The sequence below is a fragment of the Streptomyces sp. NBC_00986 genome, from assembly GCF_045162565.1.
Classification (GTDB): Bacteria; Actinomycetota; Actinomycetes; order Streptomycetales; family Streptomycetaceae; genus Streptomyces.
Genome location: NZ_CP108733.1, coordinates 2,051,294 through 2,066,386 on the forward strand (window position 1 = coordinate 2,051,294; position 15,093 = coordinate 2,066,386).

Below are 15,093 nucleotides of genomic sequence, written 5' to 3' on the forward strand. Positions count from 1 at the left end.
TCCGCGAAAGGAAACCCCGTGTACCGGCTCGATCCGCGCTACGCCCCCGCACCGCAGGCCGTCCTTGACACGGGCTGGCAGGCAATGGCCTCCCAACTCCCCGACGGCCCCGCGGTGTTGGCCATCGACGGCCCCCCGTCCGTCGACTGGCCCCTCCTCGCCGACCGCCTCGAACACGAGCTGACCGGACGCGGCATCGCCGTCACCCTGCTCGACGTCCGCAGCCACTACGCACCGCCGGCGCACATCAGAAGCCGTACCGAACGACTCGCGGACGCCGACGACCCCTACTTCCGCAAACTCGCCGACAGTCCCCTCGACGACCTCTTCGAGACCCTCCCGGCACCCGCACCACCACAAGCAGGACTGCTCCTCGTCTACGGCCCCGGCGCCGCCCTCGTGGGGCACGACCTGCTCTGGTACGCCGATGTCCCCAAGCGCTACGCGGAGGCCGCCGTCGGTGCGGGCGAGCCGGGTGTCAACCTCGGACTGCCGGGCGAGAGGCCGGACTTCAGACGGCTCTTCTACATCGACTGGCCGATGCTCGACCGGCACCGCGACGCGCTCGCCCACCGCCTCGACGCCTGGCTCGACATGCAGCGCCCCGACCACCCGGCATGGATCGACGGAACAGGCCTGCGCGCGACCTACGCGGCCCTGGCCCGCCAGCCTGTCCGCACCCGCCCGTACTTCAACTCCACTCCCTGGGGCGGCCATTGGGCACAGCGCGAGCTCGGCTTCAACCCCGACTCCCGTAACACGGCGCTCGGTTATGAACTGATCGCGCCCGAGGCCGGCATCCTCATCGGCACCGGACCGGAAGCTCAGGTCGAGGTGCCCTTCCAACTCCTGTGCGTGCTGGAACCGTTGAGCGTGTTGGGGGCAGAGGCGCACACCCGCTTCGGCACGTCGTTCCCGATCCGCTTCGACTACCTGGACACCGTCGGCGGGGGCAGCCTCTCCGTGCACTGCCACCCGAAGGAGTCGTACATGCGCGAGCGTTTCGGCTGGGCGTACACCCAGCACGAGACGTACTACCTCACCCTCGGCAGCACCGACACCAAGGTGTTCCTCGGCCTGCGCGAGGACGCCGACGTTGACGCCTTCCGCAAGGAGGTGGAGCGGGCAGTCACCGACGGAGTGCCCATGGACCCCGAGGACCACGTCCTGGCCTTCCCCGCCGAACAGGGCCAGCTGTTCATGATCCCGGCAGGCACCCCGCACGCGAGCGGCGCGGGCAACCTCGTGCTGGAGATCAGCGCGACCCCCTATCTGTACAGCCTGAGGTTCTACGACTGGCTACGGCCCGGCGCCGACGGCAACCCGCGCCCCCTCCCCTACGAGCACGGGTTCGCGAACCTGGAGACCGGACGACGCGGGGAGGCCGTCGCCCGCGACCTCATTCAAGAACCGCGCACCCTGCGCGAGGGCACCGGCTGGCGGGAGGAGGTCATCGGCGCGCTGGCCGAGATGTTCTACGAGGTCAGGAGGTTCGTGCTCGACGCCGGGGCCGAGGCGACCGACGACACACAGGGCCGGTTCCACATCCTGAACGTGGTGGAGGGCGAAGGCGTCACGGTGCACACGGCGGCCGGAGACCGGCACGAACTGGCCCACGCGGAGACGCTGACCGTGCCGGCCGCGGTCGGCGCGTACACCCTGCGAGCGGCAGCTGGCGGCCCGGTGCGCGTCGTGAAGGCGTTGGTCCGTTGATCCCTGTCCTGGAGATCGGCGGTACCCATGTCACCGCGGCACTCGTCGACCCGCGTGACGGCCGCGTCACGAGCCGTACGCGCCGGCCGCTCGACGCGGACGGCGATGCCGAGACCATCCTCGGCGCCGTACGACACTGCGCCGACGGGCTGTCGGTACGGCCCGGTGCGCGGTGGGGCGTGGCGGTGCCCGGGCCGTTCGACTACGCAAAGGGGGTTGCCCTCTTCAAGGGCGTGGGCAAGTTCGACGCCCTGTACGGGGTGGACGTGCGAGCAGCGCTCCTGCACGGACTGCGGCAGCGTCCCGGCGACGTCGTGTTCCTCAACGACGCCCACGCCTTTCTGACCGGCGAGTGGTCCGCGGGTACCGTCCGCGGGCACCGCCGCGCCGTGGGCATCACCCTCGGCACCGGTGTCGGCTCGGCGTTCCTCGCCGACGGGCGCATCCGTGACAACGGTCCCGGCGTACCACCCGAGGGGCGGATGGACCTCACCGAGATCGACGGCCGACCGCTGGAGGACACGGTCTCCCGCCGGGCGATCCTCGCCCGCTACGGCGACCCCGGCGCCGATGTGCACGACATCGCCGGACGAGCCAGAGCGGGGGAAGAGCGGGCCCGGCGGGTGCTGGACGACGTCTTCACCGCACTGGGCGTCGTACTGGGCCCGCGCATGGTGGACTTCGGCGCGACAGCCCTGGTCGTCGGAGGCTCCATGGCCCGCTCCTGGGACCTCGTCGCCCCCGCCCTGTCCGCCGGCCTCCTGACCGGGGGCTGGCCGCCGGACGACCCGCGTATGCACGCGATGAGACGTACCGGCTCCGCGGGGGACGCCGCACTGGTGGGCGCGGCCCGCGCGGCGGTGAGGGCGAGTCCGGAGCGGCGGCGAGTACGTCCCGGTGTGCCGACCGGTCCCCAGGAATGATCAAGGGCCGGTCTCGGACGACTCCGAAACCGGCCCTGAACTACGACTGTCTCCAGTCGGGACGACAGGATTTGAACCTGCGACCCCTTGACCCCCAGTCAAGTGCGCTACCAAGCTGCGCCACGTCCCGCTCGCGCCGCACCCGGAGCCCGGATGAACGCGCAGGTGAACCCTACCGCATACGGCGGGTCACTTCGGCGGCGTCGGGGTGTCGTGGGTGCGGTACATCGCCTGGATGTCCAACTCCAGCTGGACGGTGGGGCCTACGACGGCGATGCCCCGGGCCAGCATGCTGCGCCAGTTCAACGTGTAGTCCTCGCGGTGCAGCTCGGCCGTGGCCAGGGCCGCACAGCGGAGTTCCTCCGCATAGCCGCCGTTGACCGTGCCCAGATACGTGGTGTCCAGGTTCACCGAGCGACTCACGCCGTGCATCGTCAGCGAACCCTGCAGCGTCCACTTGCTGCCGCCCCGGTAGGCGAACCGGGTGCTGGCGAAGTCGATGTACGGGTAGCGCTCCACGTCGAGGAAGTCACCGGAGCGCAGGTGGTTGTCCCGCGTGGAGTTGCCGGTGGTGATGCTGGACGCGTCGATGCGGACGTGGACCCGGGAATCGGTCATCTCCTGCGCGATCTGGATACCGCCCTGGAACCGCTCGAACCGGCCGTGCACATGGGCCATGCCGACATGCTTGGCGATGAAGCGGATCGCGGTGTGCGGCGGGTCGAAGAGCCAGGTGCCGGGCGGCGGGAGTTCCTGGGCACGGCCGGGCTGGAGCCACACGCGTTCGGTGGGCTCGGCGATTCCGGCGACGATCTCGACCGTCTCCTGGTGCGGCTGGAGCCCCTGGGCGGAGACGAGGAGGCTGTAACGGCCGGGCGGCAGGGCCGCGAGGAAGAAGCCGTACGGGTCGGTCGTACCGGAGGCGGTGACGCGGTGCGAGTCCAGGGCCGTCACGGTCACGTCGGCGGCCGGCATGGGAGAGCCCATCGGGTCGACGATCTCACGGCCGAGGCCGCCCGCGCCGGGCGGGAGGGGGAGCGAGAGGCCCGGCGCCGTGGCGGAGGCGCCTTGGGGCCGCCAGCGCCGGAGCAGTGCGAGGGCCATGGTGATCACCTTTCTTCACGTGCAGCCGTACAGGCATAGGGCGCCAGACGACACGACGTTCCCGATCCTTGGCGCTCCGGCGGTGAAACGGGTGTCTCATATCGAGACACCCGTTACGCCCGTTACGCCTCCGATGCCTCGTAGCGGCGGACGATCGGTTCCAGGTAGTCCACGTGCGGGACTGCCAGGAGCGGGAGTTGAGCGGTCGAGTGGATCAGGGCGATGCGGTCCAGTTCCGGGTCACGGCCCTGCGCCGCCTCCGCCGCCACCATGACCTCGTGCCGCTCGCGCAGCAACGCCTCCGGGAGGGACGGGGCTCGGAACAGGACACCGATGCTGCCGTTTCCGGCGCGGGTCACGTTCCAGTAGGTGAGGTCGTCGGGCGGGGTGTCGATGCCGGTCTCCTCGATCAACTCCCGCGCGGCGTGGCGGCGGAGGGCCATCATGTCGAGCGGCTCGTCCCCCTCGGGCGGTTCGAGGGAGCCGCCCGGCAACTGCCAACGCCCCGGAGCCGCCGTGGAGTTCGACATCCGGCCGACCAACAGGCGTCCGTCGTCGGCCGGTTGGAGAACGGCGACGAAGAAGGACGGGAGCCACGAGGTGCTGCCGGGAACACGGCGGAGGGCGAAGTGCCGGAACGTCGTCCTGACCCAGGAGATGGTCAGGCCGTCCGATCCCTCCCGTTCCGTGCCCGCGCACACCAGGACAGGCCCGTCGAAGAAGCTCGGGTTGACCCGCACCAACCCGTCCCACACCTCGTTCATCGCCAGCCGCTCCTCGGGCGCGAGCCGAGGAGCGGCGGTCTCGACGAGCCGGAGCCGGTGGACGTCCAGGAGTTCGGCGCGGAAGCCCCGCGCGCTCTCTTCGATCATCGGTTCATGCTGGCACACCGGACGGGTCAGTTCAGGGCGCCGGGAGCCATCACCGACGCTTCCTCCTCCGCTTTCAGGAGCGCCGACTCGGAGGCGCTGACGGTCCTTCCTCCGCTACGGCCGGACCGTCGCGGTACCAGGAGCGCGGCCAGCGCGGCGCCGAGGAGCAGCACCGCCAGCAGCGTGAACCCGTGGGTGTACCCGGAGTCGTACGGCAGGCCCGAGGCCTGGAGGTGGCCGGTGACCAGGACGCTGGTGACCGCGGCGCCGATCGAGCCGCCGATGGTGCGGATGTTGGCGTTCATGCCGGTGGCGGCACCGGTCTGCTCGGGCGGGACGCTGCCGACGATGAGGTTGGCCATGGAGGCGAAGGCGAGTCCGATGCCGAGGCCGAAGATGCCTGCCACGAGGGCGATCTGCCACTGCTGGTCGTGCCAGAGGGCGAGGATCGCGCAGGCGACCGCGCCGAGGGCGGCACCGGTGGTGAGCAGGACCTTGGCGCCGACTATCGGTTCCAGGCGCCCACTGAGCACGCCCGAGACGAACATCGCGATCAGCATCGGGAGCATGAGGAGTCCGGACGCGGTCACGCTGGCGCCGAAGCCGTAGCCGGCGGACGACGGGGTCTGGACGAAGCCGGGCAGGAAGGACCAGATCGCGTACATGCCCGCACCGAACAGCAGCGCGGCGGTGTTGGTGGTCCACACGGACGGCAGGCGCATCACCTTGAGGTCGATGAGCGGGCTGCTGGAGCGGGCCTCCGAGAGCAGCCAGGCCGCGAAGAGGACGACGGCCGCGGCGAACAGGCCGACGACCCGCACGGAGCCCCAGCCCCAGCTGCCGGCCTGACTCAGCGGCAGCAGCAGGGCGACCAGCCAGCCGGAAAGGAGCACGGCGCCGAGCCAATTGACGTGCCCCTGGGCGCGGTTGGGCGACTCGGGGACGTAGCGCACGGCGATGAGGGTGGTGACGGCGACGATGCCGACGGGGAACCAGAACAGCCAGCGGTAGTCGAGCGCGGTCACGATGGGCCCTGCGGCCACCATGCCGACGCCACCGCCCGCGGCGATCACGGCGGACAAGTTGCTGATGCTGCCCGGGACTTGGGACACGTCGAACTCGTCGCGGATGATGCCGAAGGACAGCGGGAACAGCGCGCCGCCGACGCCCTGGACGACCCGGGCGATGATCAGGACGCCGATGCTGGGCGCGAGCGCGGCGACCAGACAGCCCGCGAGGACGGCCAGGAGGACGGCGACGAGGGTGCGCTTCTTGCCGACCAGGTCGCCGACGCGGCCGAGTATCGGGGTGAAGACCGAGGCGGACAGCAGGTAGGCAGTCATCACCCAGGTCGCGGTGGACTGGGAGGTGTGCAGCGCGTGCTGGACGGTCGGCAAGGCCGGCGCGATCAGCGACTGCAGCATGGAGAACACGCCCGCACCGGTCGCGAGGACCGCGAAGGTGAGACGGGAGGACTTGCGGGGCATCGAGAGCCTCTCCGGAACAAGCGAACGGGGGTGCGCCCGCGCATTGCTCTACGGCGGAACGCGCCCACACTGCTAAAGTGGAGGTACCCCTCCACCATAACGGAGGCATACCTCCGGTTCAACCGGGCCCCACCCCAGGGAGGCACCCGTGACGGCCCAGCCGTTCCCCGTCAGCGAGATCGTCGCGGCCCAGAGACCACACCGCAGGGACGCCGCCCGCAACTACGACGCCCTGCTGACCGCCGCCCGCGAGGCCTTCGCGGAGCACGGGTCGGAGGCCTCGCTGGAGGACATCGCGCGCCGCGCGGGCGTCGGCATCGGCACGCTGTACCGCAACTTCCCGACCCGCCGGGCCCTCTTCGAGAGCGTCTACGCGGACGAGGTGAACGCGCTGTGCCAGGTCGCCCTGTCCGTCGCCGACCAGGAGCCGTGGGAGGCGCTGGCCTCATGGCTGAACCGTTTCGCGGGCTACATGGTGACCAAGCAGGCGGTGCGCGAGGCGCTGGACAACGACTCGGAGATCTTCGGGACCTGCCGCGAGTCGATGTTCTCGGCGGGCGGTCCGCTGTTCGAGCGCGCGCAGAAGGCGGGCGTGGCCCGTACGGACATGGACTTCGGTGATCTGCTGCGCCTGGTGGCCGGGGTCACCGGGACGAAGTTCACGGACGACGCCCAGCGCGACCGCGTCCTGGCGATCGCGCTGGACGGCGTCCGCACGAACCACTGACCGCACGGACCACTGACCGCACGGACCGCTGAACGACCGTTTACGCGGGGGGCGTTCCCTCGTACGCGGCGCGCAGCAGCGCGAGCACCCCGTCCTCGGTGACCGGCCGGGGATTGGCGTACGCCTGGCTCACCGCCTGCGCGGCCGCCGTCGCCAAGTCGCCCTCCTCCAGGCCGAGTTCGGCGAGCGAGCGCGGTGCGCCGAGCCGCCGCGCCAGGTCCCACAGGGCGCGTGGGGCATCCTCGGCGTCCAGCGCGCGGGCCACGATGGCGGCCGCGTGCGGTGCGGCGGGCGCGTTGTACGCCAGCGCGTACGGCAGCACCACCGTGTGCGTCTCCGCGTGCGGCAGGCCGAAGGTGCCGCCGAGGACATGGCACAGCTTGTGGTGCAGGCCCATGGTCGTGGCACCGAGGCAGGAACCGCACAGCCACGCCCCGTACAGGGCACCGCCCCGAGCCTCCAACGACCTTGGCTCGACGGCCAGTTGGGGCAGCGCACTCGAAAGCGCCGCTACGCCCTCCTCCGCCATGAGGCCGATCAGGGGCGAGGTGTCCGGCGCGTACAGGGCCTCCACGGCGTGCGCGATCGCGTTGATGCCGCTGGTCACCGTGAGCGGTACGGGGAGTTCCAGGGTGAGTTCGGGATCGTAGACGACGCTCCGGGGCAGGACGGCGGGATCGCGGCCGGTGCGTTTGGCGCCGTTCTCGGTGAGGCCCCAGACCGGGGTCATCTCGGAGCCGGCGTAGGTGGAGGGCACGGCGATCAGCGGAAGGCCGGTGCGCAGGGCGATCGCCTTGCCGAGGCCGACCGCCGAGCCGCCGCCGACCGCGACGCAGCCGTCGGCGCCCAGCGTGCGCGCCAACTCCACCGCGCGGTCGGCGACTTCGACCGGGACGTGCATCTCCGCCTCCGCGTGCACGCCGACGCACACCTCCCCCAGCGAGTCGGCGACCGCCTGCGCGGTCTCGGCACCTCGGGCGCCCGAGAGCACCAACACCCGCCGCAGACCGAGCCGTTCGGCCTCTCCGGCGGTCGCGGTCAGCGCGGCGCCGGGGCGGAAGACGACCCGCATGGGCTGGGCGTCGTAGGCGAAGTCCAGGAAGTTCTTCACGCGCGGTCCAGCACGAGGTCGAAGCGGGCGTGGCGGAAGGGGTTCTCGATGCCGAACTCCCTTGCCAGGGACGGGTCGTCGGTCGGGGTGAAGTCCTCGACGAGGCTCTGTTTGACGGCGAAGACGGCGTCGGAGTCCAGGTAGTCGCTGCCCGCCACGAAGATGTGCGTGGTGACCGGGGCGTGGCCCTCGGCCGAGGCGATGAAGTGGATGTGGGCGGGGCGGTAGGGGTGACGGCCGGTGGCCTTGAGGAGTTCGCCGACCGGGCCGTCCGTGGGGATGGGGTACGGGCTCGGTACGCAGGTGCGGAACCAGAAGCGGCCCTCGGCGTCCGCGGTGAACAACCCCCGTCCGTTGCCCGGGGGTTGGACGTCCGGCTGCTGCACGTCGTAGAAGCCGTTGCCGTCGGCCTGCCACACGTCGAGGAGTGCGCCGGGGAGCGGGGTGCCGTCGCCGGAGACGATCCGGCCGCTGACCACGCAGGGCTCGCCGCCGCCCACCAGGTCGATATTGGCACCGAGTTCGCGCACCGGGGACTCGGTCATGTGGAAGGGGCCCAGCACCGTCGACTCGGTGGATCCGGCGGCCCGGTCCCCGTTGATCGTCTCCACCAGCATCGACAGGCCGAGCACGTCCGACAGGAGGATGAACTCCTGCCGGGTGTCCGTGCACATCTTCCCGGTCTCCGTCAGGAAGCCGATCGCCCGCTCCCACTCCGCCTGGGTCAGGCCGGTCTCCCGCGCGAACGCGTGGAGGTGCCGGATCAGGCCGGTCAGCAGTTCACGCAGGCGGGGATCGGCCGTCCCCTCCAGACTGGCGACGGCCTCGTCCGTGACGGTGACGTCAGTGGTCATTGCGGCTCCCTACCCTGTGCGAACTGCCCCTGTGTGAAATGTCAGCCGTGCCCGAGGATGCGCCGCAACGCGTCCGTGAGCAACTGTCCCGCGTTCCCGGCCGCGTCGGCGTGGCGGAAAGCGACATACCCGTCGGGGCGTACGAGGAGGGCGCCCCCGTCGGACACCTCGCTGAGGCGGGCCCAGTCGCCGTACGGGTCGTCGTACTCCTGGCCGGGGCCGATCACGACCGTCGCGATGTCCAGGGACTGCGCCTCGGCCGCCCGCAGCCAGATCTCGCCGCCGATGCCGGTGAGGAGGGTGAAGCGGCCCTTGCCGACCGTGTCGAGGGTCGAGACGGTGCGGGTGCCGGAGGTGATCCAGGCGTGCGGGAGCTTGGCGCCGGGGCGGGAACTGGGCTGGTGGAACAGCTCGCGGTCGCGTTCGAAGCCGGGGTCGGGCGTGCCGTCCGGGACGACCGCGGTCGAACTCTCCGCGGAATAGCGCTGGTTGAGGTCGACGCCGTGCGCGTTGAACTCGTACACCTTGAACGCGATCGCCTCGCGCAGCGCGGCCCGCTGCTTGGCCGCGGCCTCGGTCGAGTCCTTGCGGGCCTCGATGTTGGCCCACAACTGCTCCGGCGTCTGCGGGGAAAGGCCGTCGAGCGCCTCGAAGATCGGGGCGGTCTCGCCGATGGACTTGTTGGCGCGGGTGACGATCTGCTTGCCGACCGGAGCGCGTTCGGCGTCGTAGCTGTCGAGCAGCTTCGGCGAGGCGGTGCCGTCGAGGACCAGCTTCAGTTTCCACGCCAGGTTGTAGGCGTCCTGGATCGACGTGTTGGAGCCGAGCCCGTTCGACGGCGGGTGGCGGTGCACGGCGTCACCGGCGCACAGGACACGGCCGTTGGCGTAGGTCTCGGCGTACATCTCGTTGACCGTCCACGCCGAGGACGACTTGATGGTCACCGGGATGTCGTCGTCGCCGACCAACTGCCGTACGACGGACAGCGCGTACTCCTCGGTGAGGTCGGGGGCGCCGGCGCTCACGTCGTAGCCCCACACGATCAGCCACTCGTTCCACGGCTTGACGCAGCGCACCAGGCCCGCGCCGATGCCGCCGACGGTCGCGCCGGGGGCGAGGACCCAGTAGAGGGTGGAGGGGCGGTGCGCGGTGTACTTGCTCAGGTCCGCGTCGAAGACGATGTTGATGCTGCCCGCGACGCCCATCTGGCCGCCCATCGGCAGCCCGGCGTCCTCGGCGACCTGCGAGCGGCCGCCGTCGGCGCCGATGAGGTACTTGGCGCGGATCTGGTACTCGTCGCCGCGCAGTTGGTCCTCGACGGTGACCGTGACGCCGTCCTCGTCCTGGACGAAGGACTTGTAGACCGTGCTGAAGCGGACGTTGGAGCCGCGCGCGAGCGCCGCGTCGATCAACACCGGCTCCATCAGGTGCTGCGGCATGTCGCACATGCGGGTCGGGCTGGCCAGGTCGTGCGCGGCCTGCACGAGCGGCTCGTTGCCCCAGGAACGGATCCGGCCGAGCTCCTCGCCGGCGAGGCTGGTGCAGAACGTGGTGTTGCCCATCAGGTTCTGCGGTGTCGCCTGGGCCAGCACCTCGTCCTCGACACCGAGGTCGCGCAGGATCTCCATGGTGCGCTGGTTGGTGATGTGTGCGCGGGGCGTCCTGGTGAGGCGCGAATAGCGCGTGACGACGATGTGGGGCACGCCGTAGGTGCTCAGCGCCAGCGCGGCACAGGCCCCGGCCGGGCCGCTGCCCACGATCAGTACGTCGGTCTCGACAACGTGCACGGCGGGACACTCCAGGGGTGAGGCAGGGGTGCGACGGAGGTGGGGCAGGTTGAGGCGGGCTGGGGCAGGTTGAGACGAGGTGAGGCAGAGGTGAGAAAGGCACCGACTCTTCACGATCATGATGCGGGCCGGACACGCGCGGGTGTCTCATTACGAGACAGTTACAGCCCCTCGGCGGCCGCCGCCACGGGCCCGATACGGTGAGAGGCGTCATGACCACCCTGGATCACTCCCCCGCCCTCGCCCCGCTCCGCCAGGCGCGCGAGCGGTTCCTGAGCGGCCGCCCGCTTCCCGACGACGTCCCGGACGAGGTCCTCGCGGCCTGGCGCCGCGCCCGCTTCTTCGGCGTACGGCACGACCTCGATGGACCGGTCCACGAACCCGAACTGCCCGCCGAATCCGCCCTGTTGGAGGCGGCGCGGCCCGTGCTGGACCGCATCGCACCGGCCCTCGGCCACTCGGCGCTGCTGCTCACCGACGAGCGGCTGCGGGTGCTGTGGACCACGGGCGAAGTGCCGGGTGACGACCGCTGCCGCGACCTGTCCGAGCGGGAGGTGGGCCACAACAGCGCGGCCCTCGCCCTCCGCACCCGCCGCCGCGCCGAGGTGCACGGCCCCGAGCACTTCCTCGACGTCTGGCAGGACGTGTCCGCCGTCAGCGTGCCGCTGCTCGCCCCGGATTCCGGGCAGGCGCTGGGCACGGTGACCGTCACGTCCGGCCTGTGCGCAGGCTGCGGCCCGCACCCGGGGGCCGCCCTCGCCGAGGCGACGGCCACGGCAGTGGAAGCGGAACTACTCGCCCGCTCCCGCACCGCCGAACGGGTGCTCCTCGACGCCTACACCCGGGCGGCCGCCCACGGCCCGGACCGCGCGATCGTCGCCCTCGACGGCCGCAACCGCCTCATCAGCGAGGCCGCGGTCCGCCTCGCGACACCTCAGGTACTGGCCGCGCTGGAACGGTCCAGCACGAGCGAGCGCACCTCCGGCGCACGGCCGCCCCAGGACTCACGGCCGCCTCAGGACACCGGGGGCGGTCCGGTCGGGGAGCGGGGCGCCGACGCCGGGGGCGGTCCAGTGATGGACCGGTCCCACGACACCGAGGACGGTCCGAGCCGGGAACGGCCGACCGACACCAGGGGCGGTCCTGTGTTGGAACGGTCCTACGACGTCGGGGGCGGTCCGGTCCGGGAGCGGGGCGCCGACGCCGGGGGCGGTCCAGTGATGGACCGGTCCCACGACACCGAGGACGGTCCGAGCCGGGAACGGCCGACCGACACCAGGGGCGGTCCCGTGGTGGAACGGTCCCACGACACCGGGGGCGATCCGATCGGGGAACGGCCGACCAACGCCGGAGGCGGTCCAGTAGTGGACCGGTCCCACGGCACCGGACGCCGTCCGGTGCAGGAGCAGTCCTACGGCGTGACGCTCCCCGCCGGCGCCGGGTGCACCGCAGAGATCACTCCCGTACGGCATGAGGGCCGCGTCCTCGGGATCGTCGCCGTACTCGAAGCGCGCCCTGCCGAGGCGCCGGTGCCGCGTCTCGTTCCGCGTCCCGCGCTGGCGCTCGCGGGTGGTTCGGTGCCCTGGCGGCATGCGGTCGCTCGGGCGGTAGAGCTGGCCCGGGTCCATGAGCCGCTCCTGCTGACCGGTGAGCGCGGCAGCGGCAAGACCGCACTGGCCCGTGAACTGCTCGGCGGGACCGTGCCGCTGGTCGCCGATGCCGCCGAGTCGCCCGAACTGGGCGTGAAGTACAGCGAGTTGGCAGACGGCCGCCCGCTCCTCCTGCGGCACGCGGAACGGCTCGCCCAGCCGGACGTCGCCGCGCTCAACTCCCTGCTCGACGAGCACCCTGACGTCTATCTCCTGGTCACCTACACGCCCGGCACTCCCCCGGGCCCGTGTTTCCAGCGGCTGTTGGACACCCTCGCGGCCCGGTCGGTCACCGTGCCCGCGCTGCGTGAACGCCCGGAGGACGTAAGGGAGTTGCTGCCGGTCCTGGCACCCCGTCCGGCCCCGGGACAGCCGCCGCTCACCTGGACGCTGGACGCACTCCGGGCCCTGGAGGAACACCCCTGGCCCGGGAACGTCACCGAACTCGCCCATGTCGTCAGGGCGTTGGCGGAACACCGGCGGGTCACCGGCCCGGTGCGGCGGGCCGAGCTGCCCGACCCCGTGCGGGAGGGTCCCGCGGCCCGGCGGCTCAGCCCGATGGAGCACGCCGAACGCACGGCGATCCTGGCCGCGTTGCGGCGGCACGGTGGCAACAAGGCGCGGGCGGCTGCCGCGTTGGGGATCGGGCGGGCGACGCTGTACCGCAAGCTGCGCGGTTACCGGGACGTGCCGTAGGGCGTCCCGTAGGCGGGCGGGTGCCGTTGCGCGAGCAGGCCGAACGGGCTTATTTGATCAGGGCGTTGGCCACGACGACCACCACTCCCAGCAGCGCGTCCACCGCCCCGATGGTCACGGCCGCCACCCAACTCCGCGCCGACCAGCGGGCCGTGACCAACCCCAGGCAGAACAGCAGGGCGATGTTGAGGACGAAGGCCGCGTACTCGACGCCGTTCGCGGGCCACCAGCCCCAGCCGGCCCCGGCGAGCAGCAGGACGGTGGGCACCGCGGCGGCGACCAGGGGCCACTCGTCGCGCAGGGTGCGCAGGGCGTCCCAGCGGCGGTGCGGGGCGCGCTCGGCGATGTAGTGGGCGTACCCGTGGGCGAGTGCCGAGGCGGCGGCGGTCACCAGCAGCCACAGGGCGTCGTAGCGGCGGCTGGCTCTGTCGGTGTGGCCGTACTGGGTGAGCGCGGCGACCATCGAGCAGGCGAGGACGGAGCCGTAGACGCCGCCGAAGAGGATGTTCTCCCGGGTCTCGTGCGGGTGCCGCTCGGAGACGGCCGCCGTTGTCTGCGCCATGCCCTCCACGATCACCCGGCCCCGCCCGGGCCGCCACTCCGCGACGAAGTGTCCCCCCACCTGGGCCGATACCCCACACAGTGTCCACGCCTGGACCGGTCCACCCCGGCTAGGGTCGCGGCATGACGCACAGTTTCGTAGTCCGTGTTCCCGACGCCGAGCTCGAACCCGAGCCGCTCGACCCGGCGCAGATCGTCTCCGGTACGCCCGAGGTCACCGGGAAGGTCGTGTGGGAGTCCGAGGACGGCAAGCAGATCCGCGGGATTTGGCAGATCACGCCGGGTGTGGTCACCGACACGGAGGCGGACGAGCTGTTCGTCGTGATCAGCGGGTCGGCCACGATCGAGGTCGAGGGCGGCGAGACGCTGACGGTCGGTCCCGGGGACCTGGCCGTGCTGCGCGAGGGCGACCGTACGACATGGACCGTGCACGAGACACTGCGCAAGGCGTACGCGATCAGTCTGTGAGGGGACTCAACCTCTGAACGGGGTCAACGCGCCGGTGTCGTAGGCAAGTTGTAGGGCGTGACGACCTGGATCGCGGACGGCAGGGCCGGGCCCGCGGGCGGCAGGGCGTCGTGGGCGCGCATGACGATGCGGCAGGCCTCGCGGACGTCCTGGCGCAGGTCGTGGTGGAGGACGGCGGACAGTTGCTGCTCGTGCAGCAGCCGGGTGTTGTCGTGGTCGAGGTCGTGCGCGACGAACACGGCGCACTCGCGGCCCAGGTCGGCGAAGGCGCGCAGGGTCGCGATGTTGCCGCCGCCGATCGAGTAGACCGCGCGGATGTCCGGGTCGCGCTTGAGGGCGGCCCGGACGAGGTCGTACTGGGTGGCGTCCAGACCGTGGCCCTCGGTGATCTCGACGAGGGCGCGCTCCGGGTAGCGGGCGCGCATGGTGCTGCGGAAGCCCATCTCGCGTTCTTCCTCGTTGCGGAAGAAACCGCTGCTCAGGCTGGTGAGGACGTTGCCGGGGCGGTCACCGAGCCACTGGCCCATCAGATAGGCGGCCGTGGCGCCCGCCGCCCGGTTGTCTATGCCGACGTAGGCCAGGCGGGCGCTCGCGGGCAGGTCGGTGACCAGGGTGACGACCGGGATCCCGGCGGCGACGAGCCGGCCGACGGCGGCGGTGACCTCGGGGACGTCCGGCGCCTTGAGGATGACGCCCTGCGAACCGCGCCGCACGATCCTGTCCAGGGTCCCGACCAGCTCCTTCACCGGCGCTGTCTCCCGGAAGTGGAAGCGCGAGCGCACGACGGCCGGGTGCAGGTCGGGCAGTTCGGCCTCCAGCGCGTTCCGTACGGCGGTGGAGAAGCGCTCCGGCGTCTGCATCACGATGTCGATCATGAACGTACGGCCGACGAGTCTGACCTGGGTGCGCTGCCGGTCGAGATCGGCGATGGCCTGGCGCACCTCACGCTCGGTGCTCTCGCGCACACCGCCCCTGCCGTTCAGCACCCGGTCCACGGTGGCCTCGCTGAGACCCGCCTGACGTGCGATTTCCCGGATCGGGAAGGGGTGTCCCACCGGTCGTCTCCTTGAGGGGTTTTTGATGGCTTGCTGCTGGTTGTTCGAAGGGTTTGTACTGACAAGAATGACAGGACCGCACCGCT

The 15,093-nt window shown here is 71.4% G+C and carries 13 protein-coding genes and 1 tRNA gene; 5 read left to right on the top strand and 9 right to left on the bottom strand.

Annotated elements, in window-relative coordinates:
• Positions 1 to 18: 18 nt before the first annotated feature.
• Together OG504_RS08985 and OG504_RS08990 are read left to right on the top strand one after the other, a co-directional pair.
• Entirely contained in the window at positions 19 to 1,713 is a 1,695-nt protein-coding gene (locus OG504_RS08985) for a class I mannose-6-phosphate isomerase (RefSeq protein ID WP_405989286.1), read from the top strand.
• Positions 1,710 to 2,636, top strand: coding sequence for an ROK family protein (locus OG504_RS08990; protein WP_405989287.1), 927 nt, complete (start codon positions 1,710 to 1,712; stop codon positions 2,634 to 2,636). The genes OG504_RS08985 and OG504_RS08990 overlap by 4 nt, the downstream gene beginning before the upstream one ends.
• A 56-nt stretch (positions 2,637 to 2,692) precedes the next feature.
• On the opposite strand, the gene OG504_RS08995 is transcribed toward OG504_RS08990, so the two are convergent.
• The 4 genes from OG504_RS08995 to OG504_RS09010 form a co-directional block, all read right to left on the bottom strand.
• Positions 2,693 to 2,766, bottom strand: a tRNA-Pro gene (locus OG504_RS08995).
• Between the two features lie 59 nt (positions 2,767 to 2,825).
• Positions 2,826 to 3,740: a YceI family protein gene (locus OG504_RS09000; RefSeq protein ID WP_405989288.1), complete on the bottom strand. Its 915-nt coding sequence runs from the start codon at positions 3,738 to 3,740 to the stop codon at positions 2,826 to 2,828.
• 122 nt (positions 3,741 to 3,862) lie between these two features.
• The gene (locus OG504_RS09005; protein ID WP_405989289.1) at positions 3,863 to 4,612 is read right to left on the bottom strand and encodes an NUDIX domain-containing protein; all 750 of its coding nucleotides are present in this window, start codon (positions 4,610 to 4,612) and stop codon (positions 3,863 to 3,865) included.
• Between the two features lie 26 nt (positions 4,613 to 4,638).
• Positions 4,639 to 6,099 (bottom strand): MFS transporter, encoded by a 1,461-nt coding sequence (locus OG504_RS09010; protein WP_405989290.1) that lies wholly within the window; start codon positions 6,097 to 6,099, stop codon positions 4,639 to 4,641.
• A gap of 148 nt (positions 6,100 to 6,247) precedes the next feature.
• Here OG504_RS09010 and OG504_RS09015 point away from each other — a divergent pair, with 148 nt between their 5' ends.
• Positions 6,248 to 6,826 carry a TetR/AcrR family transcriptional regulator gene (locus OG504_RS09015; RefSeq protein WP_405989291.1) on the top strand — a complete coding sequence of 193 codons (579 nt, stop codon included), beginning with the start codon at positions 6,248 to 6,250 and terminating at the stop codon, positions 6,824 to 6,826.
• 40 nt (positions 6,827 to 6,866) lie between these two features.
• Here the strand turns inward: OG504_RS09015 and OG504_RS09020 are convergent, their stop codons facing one another.
• The 3 genes from OG504_RS09020 to OG504_RS09030 are packed head-to-tail and all read right to left on the bottom strand — an operon-like array spanning position 6,867 to position 10,578.
• The gene (locus OG504_RS09020; protein ID WP_405989292.1) at positions 6,867 to 7,937 is read right to left on the bottom strand and encodes a maleylacetate reductase; all 1,071 of its coding nucleotides are present in this window, start codon (positions 7,935 to 7,937) and stop codon (positions 6,867 to 6,869) included.
• A complete protein-coding gene (locus tag OG504_RS09025; protein ID WP_405989293.1) occupies positions 7,934 to 8,791 on the bottom strand; it encodes an intradiol ring-cleavage dioxygenase in 858 nt (285 codons plus the stop codon). Before OG504_RS09025 ends, OG504_RS09020 begins: the two co-directional genes overlap by 4 nt.
• Positions 8,792 to 8,832: 41 nt before the next feature.
• Complete coding sequence (locus tag OG504_RS09030; protein WP_405989294.1) at positions 8,833 to 10,578, bottom strand: FAD-dependent oxidoreductase; 1,746 nt, start codon at positions 10,576 to 10,578, stop codon at positions 8,833 to 8,835.
• Positions 10,579 to 10,790: 212 nt separating this feature from the next.
• Between OG504_RS09030 and OG504_RS09035 the strand changes: the two genes are divergently transcribed.
• Positions 10,791 to 12,923, top strand: a complete 2,133-nt coding sequence (locus OG504_RS09035; RefSeq protein WP_405989295.1) for a helix-turn-helix domain-containing protein — start codon at positions 10,791 to 10,793, stop codon at positions 12,921 to 12,923.
• Positions 12,924 to 12,972: 49 nt separating this feature from the next.
• Here OG504_RS09035 and OG504_RS09040 read toward each other — a convergent pair whose 3' ends face one another.
• Positions 12,973 to 13,485: a hypothetical protein gene (locus OG504_RS09040; protein WP_405989296.1), complete on the bottom strand. Its 513-nt coding sequence runs from the start codon at positions 13,483 to 13,485 to the stop codon at positions 12,973 to 12,975.
• 122 nt (positions 13,486 to 13,607) lie between these two features.
• Here OG504_RS09040 and OG504_RS09045 point away from each other — a divergent pair, with 122 nt between their 5' ends.
• Complete coding sequence (locus OG504_RS09045) at positions 13,608 to 13,952, top strand: cupin domain-containing protein (RefSeq protein ID WP_405989297.1); 345 nt, start codon at positions 13,608 to 13,610, stop codon at positions 13,950 to 13,952.
• 23 nt (positions 13,953 to 13,975) lie between these two features.
• Here the strand turns inward: OG504_RS09045 and OG504_RS09050 are convergent, their stop codons facing one another.
• Complete coding sequence (locus tag OG504_RS09050) at positions 13,976 to 15,007, bottom strand: LacI family DNA-binding transcriptional regulator (protein WP_405989298.1); 1,032 nt, start codon at positions 15,005 to 15,007, stop codon at positions 13,976 to 13,978.
• Between the last annotated feature and the right edge of the window lie 86 nt (positions 15,008 to 15,093).

Coding starts and splice junctions, on each gene's coding strand:
- OG504_RS09000 (WP_405989288.1), bottom strand. CDS start 3,740: ATGGCCCTCGCACTGCTCCGGCGCTGGCGGCCCCAAGGCGCCTCCGCC.
- OG504_RS09005 (WP_405989289.1), bottom strand. CDS start 4,612: ATGATCGAAGAGAGCGCGCGGGGCTTCCGCGCCGAACTCCTGGACGTC.
- OG504_RS09010 (WP_405989290.1), bottom strand. CDS start 6,099: ATGCCCCGCAAGTCCTCCCGTCTCACCTTCGCGGTCCTCGCGACCGGT.
- OG504_RS09025 (WP_405989293.1), bottom strand. CDS start 8,791: ATGACCACTGACGTCACCGTCACGGACGAGGCCGTCGCCAGTCTGGAG.
- OG504_RS09035 (WP_405989295.1), top strand. CDS start 10,791: ATGACCACCCTGGATCACTCCCCCGCCCTCGCCCCGCTCCGCCAGGCG.
- OG504_RS09040 (WP_405989296.1), bottom strand. CDS start 13,485: ATGGCGCAGACAACGGCGGCCGTCTCCGAGCGGCACCCGCACGAGACC.
- OG504_RS09045 (WP_405989297.1), top strand. CDS start 13,608: ATGACGCACAGTTTCGTAGTCCGTGTTCCCGACGCCGAGCTCGAACCC.